The organism is Terrabacter terrae (genome assembly GCF_039529575.1).
GTDB lineage: Bacteria > Actinomycetota > Actinomycetes > Actinomycetales > Dermatophilaceae > Terrabacter > Terrabacter terrae.
In genome coordinates this window covers 1419547-1435050 of the sequence record NZ_BAAANB010000021.1, presented here as the reverse complement: position 1 = coordinate 1435050, position 15504 = coordinate 1419547, and the positions used below count along the sequence as shown (strand labels likewise).

The 15504-nt window shown below is 71.6% G+C and carries 15 protein-coding genes; 7 read left to right on the top strand and 8 right to left on the bottom strand.

The genetic code is table 11. From position 1 onward, the window contains the following. Positions 1 to 302: 302 nt before the first annotated feature. Both ABD194_RS16920 and ABD194_RS16915 read left to right on the top strand, forming a co-directional pair. Entirely contained in the window at positions 303 to 656 is a 354-nt protein-coding gene (locus tag ABD194_RS16920; RefSeq protein WP_343993492.1) for a metallopeptidase family protein, read from the top strand. 271 nt (positions 657 to 927) lie between these two features. Next, positions 928 to 1785, top strand: coding sequence for an NAD-dependent epimerase/dehydratase family protein (locus ABD194_RS16915; protein WP_343993490.1), 858 nt, complete (start codon positions 928 to 930; stop codon positions 1783 to 1785). A gap of 181 nt (positions 1786 to 1966) precedes the next feature. On the opposite strand, the gene ABD194_RS16910 is transcribed toward ABD194_RS16915, so the two are convergent. The 3 genes from ABD194_RS16910 to ctaC are packed head-to-tail and all read right to left on the bottom strand — an operon-like array spanning position 1967 to position 5080. Beyond that, positions 1967 to 2365 (bottom strand): cytochrome c oxidase subunit 4, encoded by a 399-nt coding sequence (locus ABD194_RS16910; protein ID WP_343993488.1) that lies wholly within the window; start codon positions 2363 to 2365, stop codon positions 1967 to 1969. A 4-nt stretch (positions 2366 to 2369) separates the two neighbouring features. After that, complete coding sequence (ctaD, locus tag ABD194_RS16905; protein ID WP_343993486.1) at positions 2370 to 4154, bottom strand: aa3-type cytochrome oxidase subunit I; 1785 nt, start codon at positions 4152 to 4154, stop codon at positions 2370 to 2372. Beyond that, positions 4151 to 5080, bottom strand: a complete 930-nt coding sequence (gene ctaC, locus ABD194_RS16900; protein WP_343993484.1) for an aa3-type cytochrome oxidase subunit II — start codon at positions 5078 to 5080, stop codon at positions 4151 to 4153. The genes ctaD and ctaC overlap by 4 nt, the downstream gene beginning before the upstream one ends. 144 nt (positions 5081 to 5224) lie before the next feature. On the opposite strand from ctaC, the gene ABD194_RS16895 reads away from it, so the two are divergent. Together ABD194_RS16895 and ABD194_RS16890 are read left to right on the top strand one after the other, a co-directional pair. Beyond that, entirely contained in the window at positions 5225 to 6508 is a 1284-nt protein-coding gene (locus ABD194_RS16895; protein WP_343993482.1) for an aminotransferase class V-fold PLP-dependent enzyme, read from the top strand. Next, positions 6505 to 6765 (top strand): sulfurtransferase TusA family protein, encoded by a 261-nt coding sequence (locus tag ABD194_RS16890; protein WP_343993480.1) that lies wholly within the window; start codon positions 6505 to 6507, stop codon positions 6763 to 6765. Before ABD194_RS16895 ends, ABD194_RS16890 begins: the two co-directional genes overlap by 4 nt. Here ABD194_RS16890 and aat read toward each other — a convergent pair. From aat to ABD194_RS16870, 4 genes are all read right to left on the bottom strand, one after another. After that, the gene (aat, locus tag ABD194_RS16885; protein ID WP_343993478.1) at positions 6734 to 7408 is read right to left on the bottom strand and encodes a leucyl/phenylalanyl-tRNA--protein transferase; all 675 of its coding nucleotides are present in this window, start codon (positions 7406 to 7408) and stop codon (positions 6734 to 6736) included. The genes ABD194_RS16890 and aat overlap by 32 nt on opposite strands. 68 nt (positions 7409 to 7476) lie before the next feature. Continuing rightward, positions 7477 to 8463: a carbohydrate kinase family protein gene (locus ABD194_RS16880; protein ID WP_343993476.1), complete on the bottom strand. Its 987-nt coding sequence runs from the start codon at positions 8461 to 8463 to the stop codon at positions 7477 to 7479. Positions 8464 to 8625: 162 nt separating this feature from the next. Then, positions 8626 to 9003: an iron-sulfur cluster insertion protein ErpA gene (gene erpA / locus ABD194_RS16875; RefSeq protein ID WP_045192555.1), complete on the bottom strand. Its 378-nt coding sequence runs from the start codon at positions 9001 to 9003 to the stop codon at positions 8626 to 8628. Positions 9004 to 9175: 172 nt separating this feature from the next. Beyond that, complete coding sequence (locus ABD194_RS16870; protein ID WP_343993470.1) at positions 9176 to 10342, bottom strand: glycerate kinase; 1167 nt, start codon at positions 10340 to 10342, stop codon at positions 9176 to 9178. 120 nt (positions 10343 to 10462) lie between these two features. On the opposite strand from ABD194_RS16870, the gene nadA reads away from it, so the two are divergent. Both nadA and ABD194_RS16860 read left to right on the top strand, forming a co-directional pair. Continuing rightward, positions 10463 to 11677 carry a quinolinate synthase NadA gene (nadA, locus tag ABD194_RS16865; protein ID WP_343993468.1) on the top strand — a complete coding sequence of 405 codons (1215 nt, stop codon included), beginning with the start codon at positions 10463 to 10465 and terminating at the stop codon, positions 11675 to 11677. Positions 11678 to 11722: 45 nt separating this feature from the next. Further along, positions 11723 to 12490, top strand: coding sequence for a metallophosphoesterase family protein (locus ABD194_RS16860; protein ID WP_343993466.1), 768 nt, complete (start codon positions 11723 to 11725; stop codon positions 12488 to 12490). 124 nt (positions 12491 to 12614) lie between these two features. Here the strand turns inward: ABD194_RS16860 and ABD194_RS16855 are convergent, their stop codons facing one another. Next, on the bottom strand, positions 12615 to 13985 hold the full coding sequence (locus tag ABD194_RS16855; protein WP_343993464.1) for a dipeptidase: 1371 nt from the start codon (positions 13983 to 13985) through the stop codon (positions 12615 to 12617). 56 nt (positions 13986 to 14041) lie between these two features. Here ABD194_RS16855 and ABD194_RS16850 point away from each other — a divergent pair, with 56 nt between their 5' ends. Further along, the gene (locus ABD194_RS16850; RefSeq protein ID WP_343993462.1) at positions 14042 to 15490 is read left to right on the top strand and encodes an LLM class flavin-dependent oxidoreductase; all 1449 of its coding nucleotides are present in this window, start codon (positions 14042 to 14044) and stop codon (positions 15488 to 15490) included. Positions 15491 to 15504 lie beyond the last annotated feature (14 nt).

Genomic DNA, 15504 nt, shown 5'->3' with positions numbered 1-15504 from the left:
GAGAGGGGCTCCCCCAGCGGGGAGTCCCTCTCGTGGTATGCGGGCCGGGTGTGACCGGCGGTCGTCGGATCCCTCGTCCTCGGACTGGTCTCCGCCCTGGGCACGACCGTGGAGGTCGTGCGCCGTCGGGCACAGCAGCGTCCAGGCCGCTTGGTCGTACGCCGTCGCTCGGACGCCTGCCCCCGGCACGCGCCGACGGCGACGGAGACGGCCACTGAGCCGTGCTGCGCGTGACCGGGCCCCGATTTCTGCTGCTCTGATGGTGCTCGGCCCGCCTGCAGGTCCGTGACAGACTCCGTGCCATGCAGCACCTGTCCGACGCGGAGTTCGAGGAGGCGGTCGGCGACGCCCTCGACTCGATTCCCGAGGAGCTCGCACGCGCCATGGACAACGTCGTCGTCCTCGTCGAGCAGGAGCCACCGCCCGAGGAGCCAGACCTGCTCGGCGTCTACGACGGGACACCGCTGACCGAACGGGACAGCTGGTGGGAGGCCGGCGCGCTCCCGGACCGGATCACCATCTTCCAGGGACCGCTCGAGCGCATGTGCACGACGCCCCAGGAGCTGCGGGACGAGATCGCCGTCACGGTGGTGCACGAGGTGGCCCACCACTTCGGGATCGACGACGCGCACCTGCACGAGCTCGGCTGGGGCTGACCCTCCCATGTCTCCCATTCGGGACAGTTTCGCCAATCCCCTGTCCTTGCCTCTTCACATGGGATACGGCCGGAGTTAACGTCGAGGAACCGACAACCCGATCGGATGGAGGTGCGCACAGATGTCCTCTCCCACACGATCGCACTGCGAGCCGCTCGGCCCGTGAACGGGCAGCTCCAATCGAAGGGGAAGGCCACCCGGCCTTCCCCTTCGTTGTTCCCGCCGGCCGCCGCCATGCGACCCCCGGGGGCCGCGTGGCTAGGGTGCTTCAATGACGACATCCTCCGAGAAGATCGTGGTGACCGGTGCGGCCGGCAAGGCCGGCCGTGCCGCCGTGGCCGAGCTGCTCGAGCACGGCTACCGGGTCACCGCCACCGACGTGGCAGCTGCACCGGACGGGCTTCGCGCTCCCTACCTGCGTGCCGACCTGACCGACCACGGTCAGGTCGTCGACGTCCTGGACGGTGCCGACGCCGTGGTGCACCTGGCCAACATCCCCGCTCCCGGACTGCGGCCGGCGGCCCGCACGCTGACCGAGAACACGACGATGAACGCGCACGTCTTCCTCACGGCGCAGACGCTCGGCCTGCGCAAGGTCGTCTGGGCCTCGAGCGAGACCACCCTCGGCCTCGCGTTCAGCCCTGAGGCTCCCCCGCGCTACGTCCCTGTGGACGAGGACCACTTCCCCCACCCGGAGTCGACGTACGCCCTCTCCAAGGTGCTCTCCGAGTCGATGGCGGCGCACATCAGCAACTGGAGCGGAATTCCCTTCGTCGGCCTGCGCTTCAGCAACATCTTCACCGACGAGGACTACCGGGCGGTGCGCTCCTTCCAGGCGGATGCCACGAGCCGCATGTGGAACCTGTGGGGCTACATCGACGTGCGTGACGCCGCCGCCTCGTGTCGCAACGCGCTGCAGGCCGACACGAGTGGTTCGGTCAACGTCATCATCGCGAACGACGACACCATCATGGAGCGGCCCAGCGCCGAGCTGCTGCGAGAGGTCTTCCCGGCTGTCGAGGTGCGCTCCGAGCTGAAGGGGCGCGAGACGCTGCTGTCCAACGCCCTCGCCCGGCGCCTGATCGGCTTCGGCCCGCAGCACGGCTGGCGTGGTGGCATCCCGGCCTGACGGCATACGGCCGCCTCAGGACCGGCCCCCAGCGGCACGACGCACTGGGAGAGCCAGGGGTGACACCCCAAAGACACCCCTGGGACCGCTCGGGACGACGTGAAAGGGCCCCGGTCGCAGACCGGGGCCCTTCGTGTCCTGGCGACTGCTGGGATCGCTGTGTGCGGACCCAGCAGCCGGGTCAGACGGAGTACTCGCCCGAGAAGGACTCGAACACCCAGAGGCAGACGGCGACGACGCCGAGGAAGGCACCGATGATGAAGAGCCACCAGCCGACTGCCAGGCCGGCGAACATGATGGCACCGGACCCTGCGAGCCACAGCGGGGTCCAGGAGCTCGCGACGAAGTAGCCGTAGTTGCCCTCGGCGTCCTCGATCTCGCCGGCCGCGTTGTCCTCGGGACGCAACGGCAGCTTCTTGCCCGTCATGTAGAGGTAGAAGCCCGTGAGGGCGAAGAGCAGCGCGCTCAGCGTCAGGGCGGTGGTGCCGATGGGCTCCCACGTGGACCAGAAGCCGTAGATGAGCGTGACCGGGACGAAGAAGCCGAGGAGGTAGAGGAAGAGCTTGGTCTCGATACGCATCGGGTCAGTGCTCCCGCTTCTCGGACTCGGTGGCGACCCGGTGGTCTCCGTGGCCCTCGTGTTCGCCGCGGACGTCGGCCGGGCCCATGACCTGAACGAGGGTGCTCTGGTCGGCGACCGCCGTCTGCCCGGCCCCCACCTCAGGGTGGTGCAGGTCGAAGGCCGGTCGCTCGGAGCGGATCCGCGGGAGCGAGGTGAAGTTGTGGCGCGGCGGTGGGCACGAGGTGGCCCACTCCAGCGAGCCACCGAAGCCCCACGGGTCGTCGGACTCGACCATCGGCGCGTGCCGCCACGTCTTCCAGACGTTGTACAGGAACGGGATCATCGACGCGCCGAGCAGGAAGGCGCCGAGGCTCGAGACGATGTTGGCCGCCTGGAACCCCTCCTCCGGCAGGTAGTCCGCGTAGCGCCGTGCCATGCCCTCCACACCGAGCCAGTGCTGGATGAGGAAGGTGGTGTGGAAGCCGATGAACAGCATCCAGAAGTGGATCTTGCCCAGCCTCTCGTCCAACATCCGTCCGGTCATCTTGGGCCACCAGAAGTAGAAGCCGGAGAACATCGCGAACACCACGGTGCCGAAGACGGTGTAGTGGAAGTGCGCGACGACGAAGTAGCTGTCGTTGAGGTGGAAGTCGAGCGCCGGGCTGGACAGGATGATGCCGGTCAGGCCGCCGAACAAGAACGTCACGAGGAAGCCGATCGCCCAGATCATCGGGGTGGCCATGACGACCTTGCCGCCCCACATCGTGCCGATCCAGTTGAAGAACTTCACCCCCGTGGGCACCGCGATGAGCATCGTCATGACCGCGAAGAAGGGTAGGAGCACCTGCCCGGTCGCGTACATGTGGTGCGCCCAGACGCTCGCCGACAACGCCGCGATCGCGATCGTGGCGAAGACCAGCGTCTTGTAGCCGAAGAGCGGCTTGCGGGAGAAGACCGGCATGACCTCGCTGATGATGCCGAAGAACGGCAGCGCGATGATGTAGACCTCCGGGTGCCCGAAGAACCAGAACATGTGCTGCCACAGCATCGCCCCGTTGTTCTCCGGCTGGAAGATCTGCATCCCGAACCGGCGGTCACCACCAAGGGCGAAGAGCGCCGCGGCGAGGATCGGGAACGCCATGATCACCAGCAGCGAGGTAACGAGCACGGTCCACGTGAACATCGGCATGCGGAACATGGTCATGCCGGGGGCCCGCATGCAGATGATCGTGGTGATGAAGTTGACGGCGCCCAGGATCGTGCCGAACCCGGCGAGGGCCAGGCCGAAGACCCACAGGTCGCCCCCGAGGCCGGGGGTGTAGCTGGCGTCGGAGAGGGGGGCGTACGCGTACCAGCCGAAGGAGGCTGCGCCTTGCGGCGTCAGGAACCCGGCCGAGGCGATGAGGCCACCGAAGAGGTAGAGCCAGTAGGCGAACATGTTGAGGCGCGGGAACGCGACGTCGGGGGCGCCGATCTGCAGCGGCATGATCGCGTTGGCGAACCCGGCGAAGAGCGGCGTCGCGAAGAGCAGCAGCATGATCGTGCCGTGCATCGTGAACAGCTGGTTGTACTGGTCGACGTTGTCCACGACCTGCAGGCCAGGCGCCATGAGCTCGGCGCGGATGAGCAGCGCCAGGGCGCCGCCGAGCAGGAAGAAGACGAACGAGGAGATGAAGTAGAGGTTGCCGATGACCTTGTGGTCGGTCGTCGTCACCCACTTGACGAACGTCTGGCCCTTGGACAGGCGCGGCCGAGCGGGCCGGACGCCCGTGGCGGTCGCCTCACGGTTGAGGGTTGCTGATGTCATCGGTTGCTCTCAGTGCGGGCAGGTGCAGGGATCTTCTGGATGTCGCCGGGGACCATCTCCTCGCGGCTGACGTTGACGGGGATGAGGCCCTCGTTGCCGATGGACTTCAGGCGCGCCATCTCCTGGTCGTACTCGTTCTGGGGGACGACCTTGACCATGAACAGCATCTGGGAGTGGTAGGCGCCGCAGAACTCTGCGCACTTGCCCTGGAACGTCCCCACCTGGGTGGGCGTGACCTGGAAGCCGTTGGTCTTGCCCGGGATGATGTCCATCTTCATGATGAATGCAGGGATCCAGAAGCTGTGGACCACGTCGCGGGAGTTGAGCACGAACTGGACCCGCTTGTTGACGGGCAGGTAGAGGACGGGCATCTGGGCTCGCTTGCCCGTGGTGCCGTCGAGCTCGGTGTGGACACCGGTCTCGTGGACGTTGGAGTCGACGTAGTTGAAGTCCCAGCTCCACTGCTTCGCGACGACGCTGACCGTCAGGTCCTTCTTCGTGTTCGTCTCGACCAGCCTGGCCTCGTCACGCGCGGTGTACCAGAAGAACACAGCGATCATGAACACCGGGATGACGGTGTAGAGCAGTTCCATCGGCACGTTGTAGCGCAGCTGCACGGGGAGAGAGCCGTCGTCGTCCTTGCGCCGGCGGTAGCGGATCGCGGCGTAGATGATCAGGCCCCAGGTGATGGCGCCCACACCCAGCACGGCGATCCAGCTGGGGATCCAGAGGTCTGTGACCAGCCGCCCGGTGTCGGACACGGCGCCGGGCAGGTATCCGTTGGACACCTGCGTCTGGCAACCACCGAGGGCGAGCGTTGCGAGGCCGGCGACGCCGGCGGTGCCGACCAGGCGGCGACGCCCGGTCCTCGCCACCACCGACGTCACCACGGGCGTGGCCGCTGGGGTGTCTTCGTGCTCAGGCACCAGGTGCACCTTTCGTTCAGTACGTGGGCGCGCGTGGCGCGCGTCGAGCTGCTTCACGTCAATCCGTAGGCCCGGCAAGGCCCACGGCGCAACCCTACCGCCCCATTCGTCACGCCGTCCGTAGGGGGCGGCTAACGTTGCAGGGTGGTCAGTCACGATCCGGGCACGAACCCTCGACCCGATGCGCCGGCCTCCGCGAAGCCTCCCTCAGCGACGCCCTTACCCACGTCCGGGACGACGCCCCAGCCTCCTCGGGACGCGTTCGCACCGGCCTCACGGCACCTGCTCGACGCGGCAGCCGGCCCGCTGCACCCGGTCGCGCGCGAGACGCTCCGCGCCGCGGTCGAGGTGGGCTGGGCAGACCCCGACCGGCTGCACGCCGAGGGGCGACGCGCCCGCGCCCTGCTCGACCGCTCGCGGCAGGTGCTGGCCGCCGGGCTCGGGGTGCAGCCGGCCGAGGTGAGCTTCCTGCCCAGCGGGCCGGCCGCGCTCGCCCGGGCCGTCGACGGGGTGGCGTATGCCGCCCGCCGCCGCGGGGCGCGCACCGTGGCCTCCGCGGTCGAGCACTCCGCCGCCCTCGTGCCCGGCCGGTCCCGGGCCGCGGCTGCCGGGGACGCGTCCCTGCTCGTCGAGGTTCCCGTGGACGAGGCCGGCCGCGTCGACCTCGATGCCTGGGCAGCGGCCCTGGCCGTGGACCGAACGGTCGTGGCGGCCCTGCAGAGCGCCAACGGCGAGGTGGGCACCCGCCAGCCCCTCGGCCGGGCCCGGGACCTCGCGGCCGCCCGGGGCGTACCCCTGGTCGTCGACGCCATGGCCTCCCTGGGCCGCGACGACGTGCCGGCCGACTGGGACGTGCTCGTCGGGGACGCGCGCTCGTGGGGCGGGCCGCCGCTGGGCGTGCTCGTCGTGCGCGAGGGCGTGCGGTGGCAGTGGGTGGATGCGCGGGCGGACGTGGAGCACGGCCGTGCCGAGGTCACTCCCTGGGTCCCGCTCGCCCTCGCGGCGGCGGAGGCCTGGCAGCAGACGGCCTCGACCCGCGCGGACGACGCCGGCACGACGCGGTCGCTGGTGGCGGCGATCCGAGCGGCCGCCTCGGCGGTGCCCGACACCGAGGTCGTCGGCGACCCCGACGACCGCCTCCCGCACGTGGTCACCTTCTCCAGCCTCTTCGTGGACGGCGAGGCCGTGGTCGGGGCCTTCGACCGGGCGGGCTTCGCCGTCGCCAGCGGCTCGGCCTGCACCTCGAGCACGCTCGAGCCGAGCCACGTGCTGGCCGCGATGGGGGTGTTGACCCACGGCAACGTGCGGGTCACCCTGCCCCTGCCCGCCGTCTCCCCCGCCCTGGCCGACGACGTGGCGGCCTTCGTCTCCGCCCTGGCGCCCACGGTCGCCGGGGTGCGGGCCGAGCTGGGCGTGGCGGGCCTGTGAGCGCCGGCGAGGAGACCGTCCTCGACGCCCGCGGTCAGCGGTGTCCCCTGCCCGTCATCCGCCTCGCCCGACTGGTGCACGACCGGCCCGACGTCGGGGTGGTGGTGGTCCTGGCGACGGACCCGGCCGCCGCGCACGACGTCCCGGCCTGGTGCCGGATGCGGGGCCACCGCTTCCTCGAGGCCCGTGCGGAGGGCGACCACGCGGCATACGTCGTCGAGGTGGCTACGCCCAGCACCTCGGCAGCGGGGCGTTGAGCACCGTCGGCAGGATCGCGAGGTACTCCTCCCGCGGGACCTCGCGCACTCCGAGCGTCGCGAGGTGGGGCGTCTGCCACTGGACGTCGACGATGCGGCGCGGGTCGCCGTCGGCGAGGAGCAGGTCCCGAAGGCCCACGAGCGCGACCTTCGAGGCGTCCCGCACGTGGTGGAACATCGACTCACCGGCGAAGAGGCCGCCGATGGCCACGCCGTAGAGGCCGCCGACGAGCCGGCCGTCCTGCCAGGCCTCGATGGAGTGTGCCCACCCTGCGCGGTGCAGCTCGACGTAGGCGTCGATGATGGTCGGGGTGATCCAGCGACCGTCGCGGTCGGGCGCCGCGCAGGCCTCGATGACCCCGAGGAAGTCGGTGTCGACGCGGACCTCGAAGTGCGCAACCGCCTTGCGCAGCGACCGGCTGACCTTGAGCTCGCGTGGGCGCAGGACGCCCCTGGGGTCCGGGGACCACCAGCCGAGCGGCTCGGCGCCGTGGTCGCCGATGCCCATCGGGAACACCCCGACGGAGTACGCCTCGTAGAGGGTCGCGACGTCGAGGTCGGCGCCGATCCCCACCAGGTCCTCCCCCGGCGGCACGCGCTCGAGCGCGAAGTCCCAGGAGGTGGGCGGTGGCGGCGTGGGCACTGACGGCTCCCGGCTCTCGTGCGGCTGCTTGGCGGGGCGGGCGGGTCGTCAGCGTCCGGGGAGGGGCGTCACGGCCGCGGGCAGGTGATGTGCGGGGCGATCTCGTCGGCCGAGTCGGGGCCGTACGCCTCAGCGAGCCGCTCGAGGAAGCGCGCCTTGCCGAGCGCGTACTCCTGCGTGCCCACCGTCTCGATGACGTAGGTGGCGAGCATGGAGCCGAGCTCCGCGCAGCGCTGCACGGGCAGCCCGACGGCCAGGCCGGTCAGGTAGCCGGCGCGGAAGGCGTCGCCGACACCGGTCGGGTCGGCCTTGCACACCTCGCGGGCGACCTTGACCTCGACGGGGTGCTCGCCGCGCACCCGGACGGTGACGCCGTCCTTGCCCCGGGTCTTGACCTGCACGCGCACCCGGTCGGCCAGCTCGTCCTCGCTCCAGCCGGTCTTCTGGCAGGCGAGGTGGCTCTCGTACTCGTTGGTGAAGAGGTAGTCGGCGCCGTCGATGAGGCGCTCGATGGTGGGGCCGTCGCAGAAGGCCAGCTGCTGCGAGGGGTCGGCGGCGAAGGGGATGCCGCGGGAACGGCACTCGTCGGTGTGGCGCAGCATCGCCTCGGGGTCGTTGGCCCCGATCACGACGAGGTCGAGCCCGCCTACGCGCTGGGCCACAGGGGCCAGCTCGATGTCGCGGGCCTCGGTCATGGCTCCGGCGTAGAAGGTCGCGATCTGGGCCATGTCGCGGTCGGTCGTGCAGATGAAGCGGGCCGTGTGCTGGGACTCGGAGTAGTGGACGGCGCCGCAGTCGACGCCGTGGCGCTCGAGCCAGCTGCGGTAGTCGGTGAAGTCCTCGCCGACCGCACCGACGAGCAGCGGCCGCTGGCCGAGGTTGGCCATGCCGAACGCGATGTTGGCCGCGACCCCGCCCCGGCGGACCTGCAGGTCAGAGGTCAGGAACGACAGGGAGATCTTGTCGAGCTGCTCGACGACGAGCGAGTCGGCGAAGAGCCCGTCGAAGGTCATGAGGTGGTCGGTGGCGATGGAACCGGTGATGGCGATCTGCACGGGACGAACCTACCCGGCCGGGGGCCGACCTCCACCACGGCTGCCCCTCGCCCACCGCCCCGGGCCTGCGCTGCCGGGACTGTCCGGGGATGCGGAAGGGCCCGACCGTGGCGGTCGGGCCCTTCCGGTGCTGCTGGGCTGCTGCTGGGTGGTGCGAGCGGCTCAGCTGAAGGAGTCGCCGCACGCGCAGCTGCTGCCGGCGTTCGGGTTGTCGATCGTGAAGCCCTGCTTCTCGATCGTGTCGGCGAAGTCGATCGTGGCGCCCTCGAGGTACGGGGAGCTCATCCGGTCGACGACGACCTCGACACCGTCGAAGTCGCGGACGAGGTCACCGTCGAGCGTGCGCTCGTCGAAGTAGAGCTGGTAGATCAGGCCCGAGCAGCCGCCGGGCTGGACACCCACGCGCAGGCGGAGGTCGTCGCGACCCTCCTGCTCGAGCAGGCTCTTGACCTTCGTGGCCGCGACGTCCGTCAGGACGACACCGTGGGCGGGAGCCTCGGTCTGAACCTCGGCGGGAGATGCGTTCGTCTCGACACTCATGTGTTGGTCCTTCACGTCGTGGAGCATGGGTCTGGAGTGACAACCCTTGCGGCGCCGGATGTGTTCCCGGGCGCCTTCCCACCATACGTCCGGGGTGCGGCAAACGGTGCACGCTCCCCCCTCGAAGGAGTCCTGGGCGGGATCCGGGGTCGCTTCGGACCGGTGGGACCGCTCAGGAGGTCGACGGCGACCAGGTGCGCGCGACGCGCGCGGCGCGGTCGGCCAGCCGTGCGGCCGGCTCGGCGAGCGCGGCGGCCACCTGGTCGGGACGTTCGGCGACGGCATACACGCCCGAGAGCCCGGCCGTCATGGCCTCACGACGCCCGACGAGAGACTGCCCGGGGACGGCGACGACCGGGACGCCGACCCGTGCGGCCGCCTCGGCGACGCCGACGACGACCTTGCCCCGCAGCGACTGCCAGTCGAAGCTGCCCTCCCCCGTGACGACGAGGTCGGCCGCCGCGACGAGGTCGACGAAACCGACCGCGTCGATAACGGCCTCGACGCCGGAGACCCGACGGGCGCCGAGGAGGTGCAGCGCGTAGCCCAGGCCGCCGGCCGCGCCGGCGCCGGGCTCCCGCTCGGGCTTGAGGAGGTTCCCGGTCAGCAGGTCGCGCGCCGGGGGCCGCACCCGGGAAACGACGCTCGCGAAGTGGCCCAAGGCGCTCTCGAGCCGCTGGGCCTCCTCCTCCGAGGCGCCCTTCTGTGGTGCGAAGACGGCGCTCGCCCCCTTGAGCCCGAGCAGCGGTGAGTCGACGTCGCTCGCGATGACGAGGTCGACCCCGCGCAACCGGTCACGGGCGGCGTCCAGGCCGGCGACGTCCGAGGGCGTCGTGGCGGCCAGGGCCAGCCCTCCGCGCCCGAGTCGCTCGGCGGCACCGACCCCGAGTGCGGCCAGCAGGCCCGCCCCGGCGTCGTTGGTGCCGGAGCCGCCGAGGCCCACGACCACCCGCCGGGCGCCCGCCTCGAGAGCCGCGAGCAGGAGCGTGCCCACGCCGGTGGTCGTCGTCCGCGTCGGTTCCCGCTCGTCGGGCGCCAGCAGGTGCAGTCCCGCGGCCTGGGCGGACTCCACGTATGCCGTCCGCCCGCCCGCGCCGGTCATCAGCAGGATCGACCCGGGCACCTCCCGGCCCAGCGGGTCGGTGGTGACGACCGCGTGCACCTCGCCGTGGAGGTTCTCGGCGAGGACGTCCACGAAGCCGGGGCCGCCGTCGGAGAGCGGGACCAGCGTGAGCCGGTCGCCGGGGGCGGTCCGCCCCCACCCCTCGGCGATGGCAGCTGCGGCCTGGCTCGCCGTGAGGGTGCCGGTGTAGCAGTCGGGGGCGATGATCACGTGCACGGCGGCATCCTGCCACTGCCGACGTGTGGACAGGCGGCAGCCGGTGGCCGCCTTCGACGGCCCGGCGCAGGGCGAGGGGAGCCGGTGCCGGCAGTCCGCGCAGCGGCATACGATTCGGCCATGACGACCGACACGGCCACGGCACGCGCAGCGGGACCCGCCCCGCTCCCCCTCCTCGTGCTCGGCAGCGGCACCGACCTGCACACGGAGCGAGGAGTCGAGTGCCCCGGTGAGCTGCCCGCCCCATCTGCCCCCGACCTGGTCGAGCGTGCCCGCGCCGCGAAGGCGGCCCTGGGTGACCGGGTCTTCGTCCTCGGCCACCACTACCAGCGCGACGAGGTCATCGAGTTCGCCGACGTGACGGGTGACTCCTTCAAGCTCGCCCGCGACGCGGCGGCCAGGCCCGACGCGCCCTACATCGTCTTCTGCGGCGTGCACTTCATGGCCGAGTCGGCCGACATCCTCACGAGCGACGAGCAGGCCGTGATCCTGCCCGACCTGGCTGCCGGGTGCTCGATGGCCGACATGGCCGCGATCGCGCAGGTCGAGGACTGCTGGGAGCAGCTGGCCGCGGCCGGCGTCGCCCGGCAGACCATTCCCGTGACCTACATGAACTCGTCGGCCGCCATCAAGGCGTTCACCGGGCGCCACGGCGGCACCATCTGCACCAGCTCCAACGCCGCCACCGCCCTCGACTGGGCCTTCGAGCAGGTGGGCGGCGTCGACGGCACGGGCAAGGTCCTCTTCCTCCCCGACCAGCACCTCGGCCGCAACACCGCCGTGCGCGAGCTCGGCCTCACCCTCGACGACTGCGTCGTCTGGGACCCGCACCGCCCGAACGGCGGCCTGACCGCCGAGCAGCTCGAGGCGGCGCGGATGATCCTGTGGCGCGGACACTGCTCGGTGCACGGCCGCTTCTCGGTCGACGCGGTCGAGGCGGCCCGTCGCGACATCCCCGGCGTCAAGGTCATCGTCCACCCCGAGTGCCGCTACGAGGTCGTCGAGCTCGCCGACGAGGTCGGCTCCACGGAGAAGATCATCCAGACCATCGCGGCCGCACCCGCAGGCAGCTCGTGGGTCGTCGGCACGGAGCTCAACCTCGTGCGCCGGCTGGCACGGCAGTTCCCCGAGCAGCACATCGCCTTCCTCGAGAAGAACGTCTGCTACTGCTCGACGATGAACCGGATCGACCTGCCGCACCTGGTGTGGGCGCTCGAGTCCCTCGTCGAGGGACGTGTGGTCAACCCCATCCGCGTCGACCCCACGGTCGCCGCCGAGGCCCGGGCGGCGCTCGACCGCATGCTTGCCCTGCCCGGCAAGACGCACAAGGACTGAGACCGGGTGTCCGACGCCCCACGAAGGCAGCGCGCACTGGACCGCGTGGCCGTCATCTCCGACGTCCACGGCAACGTGACGGCGCTGCGCGCGGTGATCGCCGACATCGAGGCCCGCGGCATCGAGCGCACCGTCAACCTCGGCGACGTCGTGGGCAAGGGGCCCCGCGGGGCCGAGGCGGTCAAGCTGTGCCGCGAGGCGTGCGAGGTCACGGTCCGCGGCAACTGGGACACCTTCATCTCGGCCAGGGACAAGCAGGCGTGGGAGCACGGCCAGTGGGTGCGCGACGAGCTCGACGACGACGAGATCGCTTGGCTGTCAAGGCTGCCCAACGCCTACGAGCTGGTGATGAGCGGCCGACTCATCCGCCTCTTCCACGCCTCTCAGACGAGCGAGTTCCACCGTGTGCACGTCCATCACACGCAGGAGCAGTTCCGCGGCATGTTCACCAACACCGACTTCACCGGCGAGTTCACGGCCGGGGGCCAGGAGCCCGGAGCGACTCCCGACGTCGTCGGCTACGGCGACATCCACAGCGCCTACCTCGAGGTCGACGAGGGCCTGACGCTCTTCAACGCCGGCGCGGTCGGCAACCACCTCGACGCGCCGAGCGCCCCCTACGCGGTCCTCGAGGGAGTGCTCGACTCCCCCGAACCCGCGCCGTTCTCGGTGTCCTTCCCCCGGGTCCCCTACGACATCGAGGCGGAGGTCGCGGTGGCGTACGAGCTCGGCATGCCCGAGGCGGACGCCTACGCGCTGGAGCTGCGCGAGGGCATCTTCCGGGGCTCGGCCTCGGCCTCGTCGGGCGGCTGACGAGCCCGAGGTGGCTCGGGTGGGCGCCGGACGCGGCGGTCACTGAGGCCCGGCGCGCTGAGCGGCATACCTTCGCCCGGGAGCCAGCACGGCTCCCGGGCGACGCGTACGTATGCCGCTCGGCTCAGCGGGTGCGCTGCAGCGCTCCCAGCCGGGCGAGGAAGACGGCCTCGGCGACGCAGACCTTCTCGAACTCGCCGAGGTGGAGCGACTCGTTGGCGCCGTGGGCGCGCGTGTCGGGGTCCTCGACGCCGGTGACGATGATGGAGGCCTCGGGGAAGCGGGCGACGAAGTCGGAGATGAACGGGATTGACCCGCCGACCCCCATGTCGACCGGCGCGGTGCCCCAGGCATCGGCGAAGGACGCGCGCGCCTCGTCGTAGATCGGGCCGTCGGCATCGGCCGCGAAGCCGGAGCCGTGCTCCTCGAGCTCGACGGTCACCTTCGCGCCCCACGGCGCGTGCTCCAGCAGGTGCTGCTCCAGCAGCTCGAACGCCGCTGCCGGGTCCTGGGCCGGAGCCAGGCGCATCGACACCTTCGCGGCGGCCCGGGCGGCGAGTGTGTTCGACGCCTTGTCGACCGACGTCACGTCCATGCCGATGGTGGTGATGGAGGGCTTGTTCCAGAGGCGCGTCAGGATGGAGCCCGTGCCGATGAGGTCGACACCGTCGAGCAGGCCCGACTCCTCGCGGAAGCGCGCCTCGTCGTAGTCGAGCTCGGCCGCGGTGCCCTCGTCGAGGCCCTTCACGGCCACGTTGCCGTCCTCGTCGTGCAGGCTGGCCAGCAGCCGGATGAGCGCGGTCACGGCGTCGGGCGCGGCGCCGCCGTACATGCCCGAGTGCACCGAGTGGTCCAGCGTCTGGACGCGGACCACGGCCCGGACACCTCCGCGCAGCGTGGTGGTGAGGGCCGGCTCGCCGATGGCCCAGTTGCCGGAGTCGGCGATGACGATGGCGTCGGCGGACAGGCGGTGGCCGTGCTTCTCGAGGATCTGCGGAAGCGACGCCGAGCCGAACTCCTCCTCGCCCTCGACGAAGACGGTGACGCCGACGGGAAGTTGGCCGGAGTGAGCCCGCAGTGCCGCGACGTGCGCCATGACGCCGGCCTTGTCGTCGGCCGCGCCACGGCCGTAGAGCCGACCGTCACGCTCGGTGGGCTCGAACGGCGGGGTGTCCCAGTCGGCGTCGTCGCCCGGCGGCTGCACGTCGTGGTGGGCGTAGAGGGTGACGGTGGGCGCCCCCTCGGGTCCGTCGAGGTGCCCGATGACGGCGGGTCGCCCGCCCTCCTGGACGATCTCGACGTCGAGCCCCTCACGGCGGAGCAGCTCGGCCACGGCCTCGGCGCTGCGCGCCACCTGGCTCTGGTCGAACGAGGACGCCGAGACGCTCGGGATGCGCACGAGCTGCTCGAGGTCGGCCCGGACCTGCGGCATCAGGCCTGCCACGCGGTCGCGGAGCTGCTGGATCTGGTCGGGGGTGAGCGCGTCATCAGTCACCCCCCGACCCTATCGAGTGCCTTCCGCGCCGGGACTGCACGACTAGGGTGGCGGACGTGGTGGATGCGCCGCTGCCGGACCCCGCGCTCGTGGTCCTCGTCGGGCCCTCGGGCGCCGGCAAGTCGACGTGGGCCGCGGCACGCTTCCGAGCGCAGGAGATCGTCGCCTCCGACGACCTGCGGGCCGTCGTGGGCAGCGGGCCCTCCGACCTGGGGGCGTCGGCCGACGCCTTCGAGCTGCTCGACCGAATCGTCGCGGCGCGGACCGGTCGCGGCCTCACGACAGTGGTCGACACCCTGGGGATGGAGCCGGAGCGGAGGCGTCGACACCTCGGCCTGGCCCGAGCGCGTGGCTTGCCCGCGGTCGCCGTCGTGTTCGAGACCCCTCTCGCGCTCGTTCGCCACCGCAACCGGATCCGCGACCGGCCGGTGCCTGCGGGCGTCCTGGCCGGGCAGGTGCGGCGCCTCGTGGACGCCGCCGCGCAGCTCCGGTCGGAGGGCTGGGACCAGGTCAGGGTCGTGGCCCCGGAGTCGGCCGCCAGCCCCCCTCCCCGGCCGCGGAGCGCACCGAGCAGCCGCAGCCACGACTTCGGGGTGATCCTCCAGGTGTCGCGGTTCCCTTGGGGGGAGGAGCCGCTCGCGTGGCTCACCGACATCGCCAGGGCGACGGACGAGGCCGGTCTGCAGGGAATCGCCCTGATGGATCACCTCATCCAGATCCCCCAGGCCGGTCGTGCCTGGGAGCCGCTCCCCGAGCTCTGGGTCACCCTCGGGGTCCTGGCCGGACTGGGCACGCGGTTGCGGCTCGGCCCCCTCGTCTCACCGGTGACGTTCCGCCCGGCCGGGATCACCGCCAAGGCAGCCGCGACTCTCGACGCGATCACCGGTGGAGGGACCTTCCTCGGCATCGGCGCGGGGTGGTGGGCCCGCGAGCACGCGGCATACGGCTTGCCCTTCCCGAGCCCGAAGGAGCGTCTCGACGGGCTCGAGAGTGCCATCGAGACGATCCGCGCCCTGTGGGCAGCCGGTACGAAACCGTATGCGGGCCAGCGTGTCTCACTGCCCGAGACCACGGGCTACCCGCGCCCGGCCGGCGCGGTGCCCATCGTCGTCGGAGGGACGGGAGCCCGCTCGCTCCGGGTCGCGGCCCGGCTCGGCGACGGCTGCAACGTGCCGAGCGACGACGCCACCCTCGAGCGCGCGATCCCGCTCCTCCGGGCCGAGTGCGACGCCATCGGTCGTCCTCACGAGGACGTGGCCGTGACCGTCCTCGACGTGCCCGTGGTGGGGCGCGACCGCGACGACGCCTGGGCGAGGGTCGAGCGGCTGCGAGGGCGCGCCCCGGCCGGCACCTTCGCGGCCCGGCACCACGCGGGCCCCGTCTCGGACCACCGTGACCGCTACGCCCGCCTCTTCGAGCGTGGCGTCAGCTCCGTGTTCCTCGCTCTTCCAGACCTGTCCACGCCCGAGGACGTCCTCGCGCTGGAGCCCCTGGGATCCTCGTGAGGCCATGGTCGACC

Excerpts from the sequence above, each read along its gene's own strand:
- ABD194_RS16915 (WP_343993490.1), top strand. The coding sequence starts at position 928 with ATGACGACATCCTCCGAGAAGATCGTGGTGACCGGTGCGGCCGGCAAG.
- nadA (WP_343993468.1), top strand. The coding sequence starts at position 10,463 with ATGACGACCGACACGGCCACGGCACGCGCAGCGGGACCCGCCCCGCTC.
- erpA (WP_045192555.1), bottom strand. The coding sequence starts at position 9,003 with ATGAGTGTCGAGACGAACGCATCTCCCGCCGAGGTTCAGACCGAGGCT.
- ABD194_RS16920 (WP_343993492.1), top strand. The coding sequence starts at position 303 with ATGCAGCACCTGTCCGACGCGGAGTTCGAGGAGGCGGTCGGCGACGCC.
- ctaD (WP_343993486.1), bottom strand. The coding sequence starts at position 4,154 with ATGACATCAGCAACCCTCAACCGTGAGGCGACCGCCACGGGCGTCCGG.
- ABD194_RS16910 (WP_343993488.1), bottom strand. The coding sequence starts at position 2,365 with ATGCGTATCGAGACCAAGCTCTTCCTCTACCTCCTCGGCTTCTTCGTC.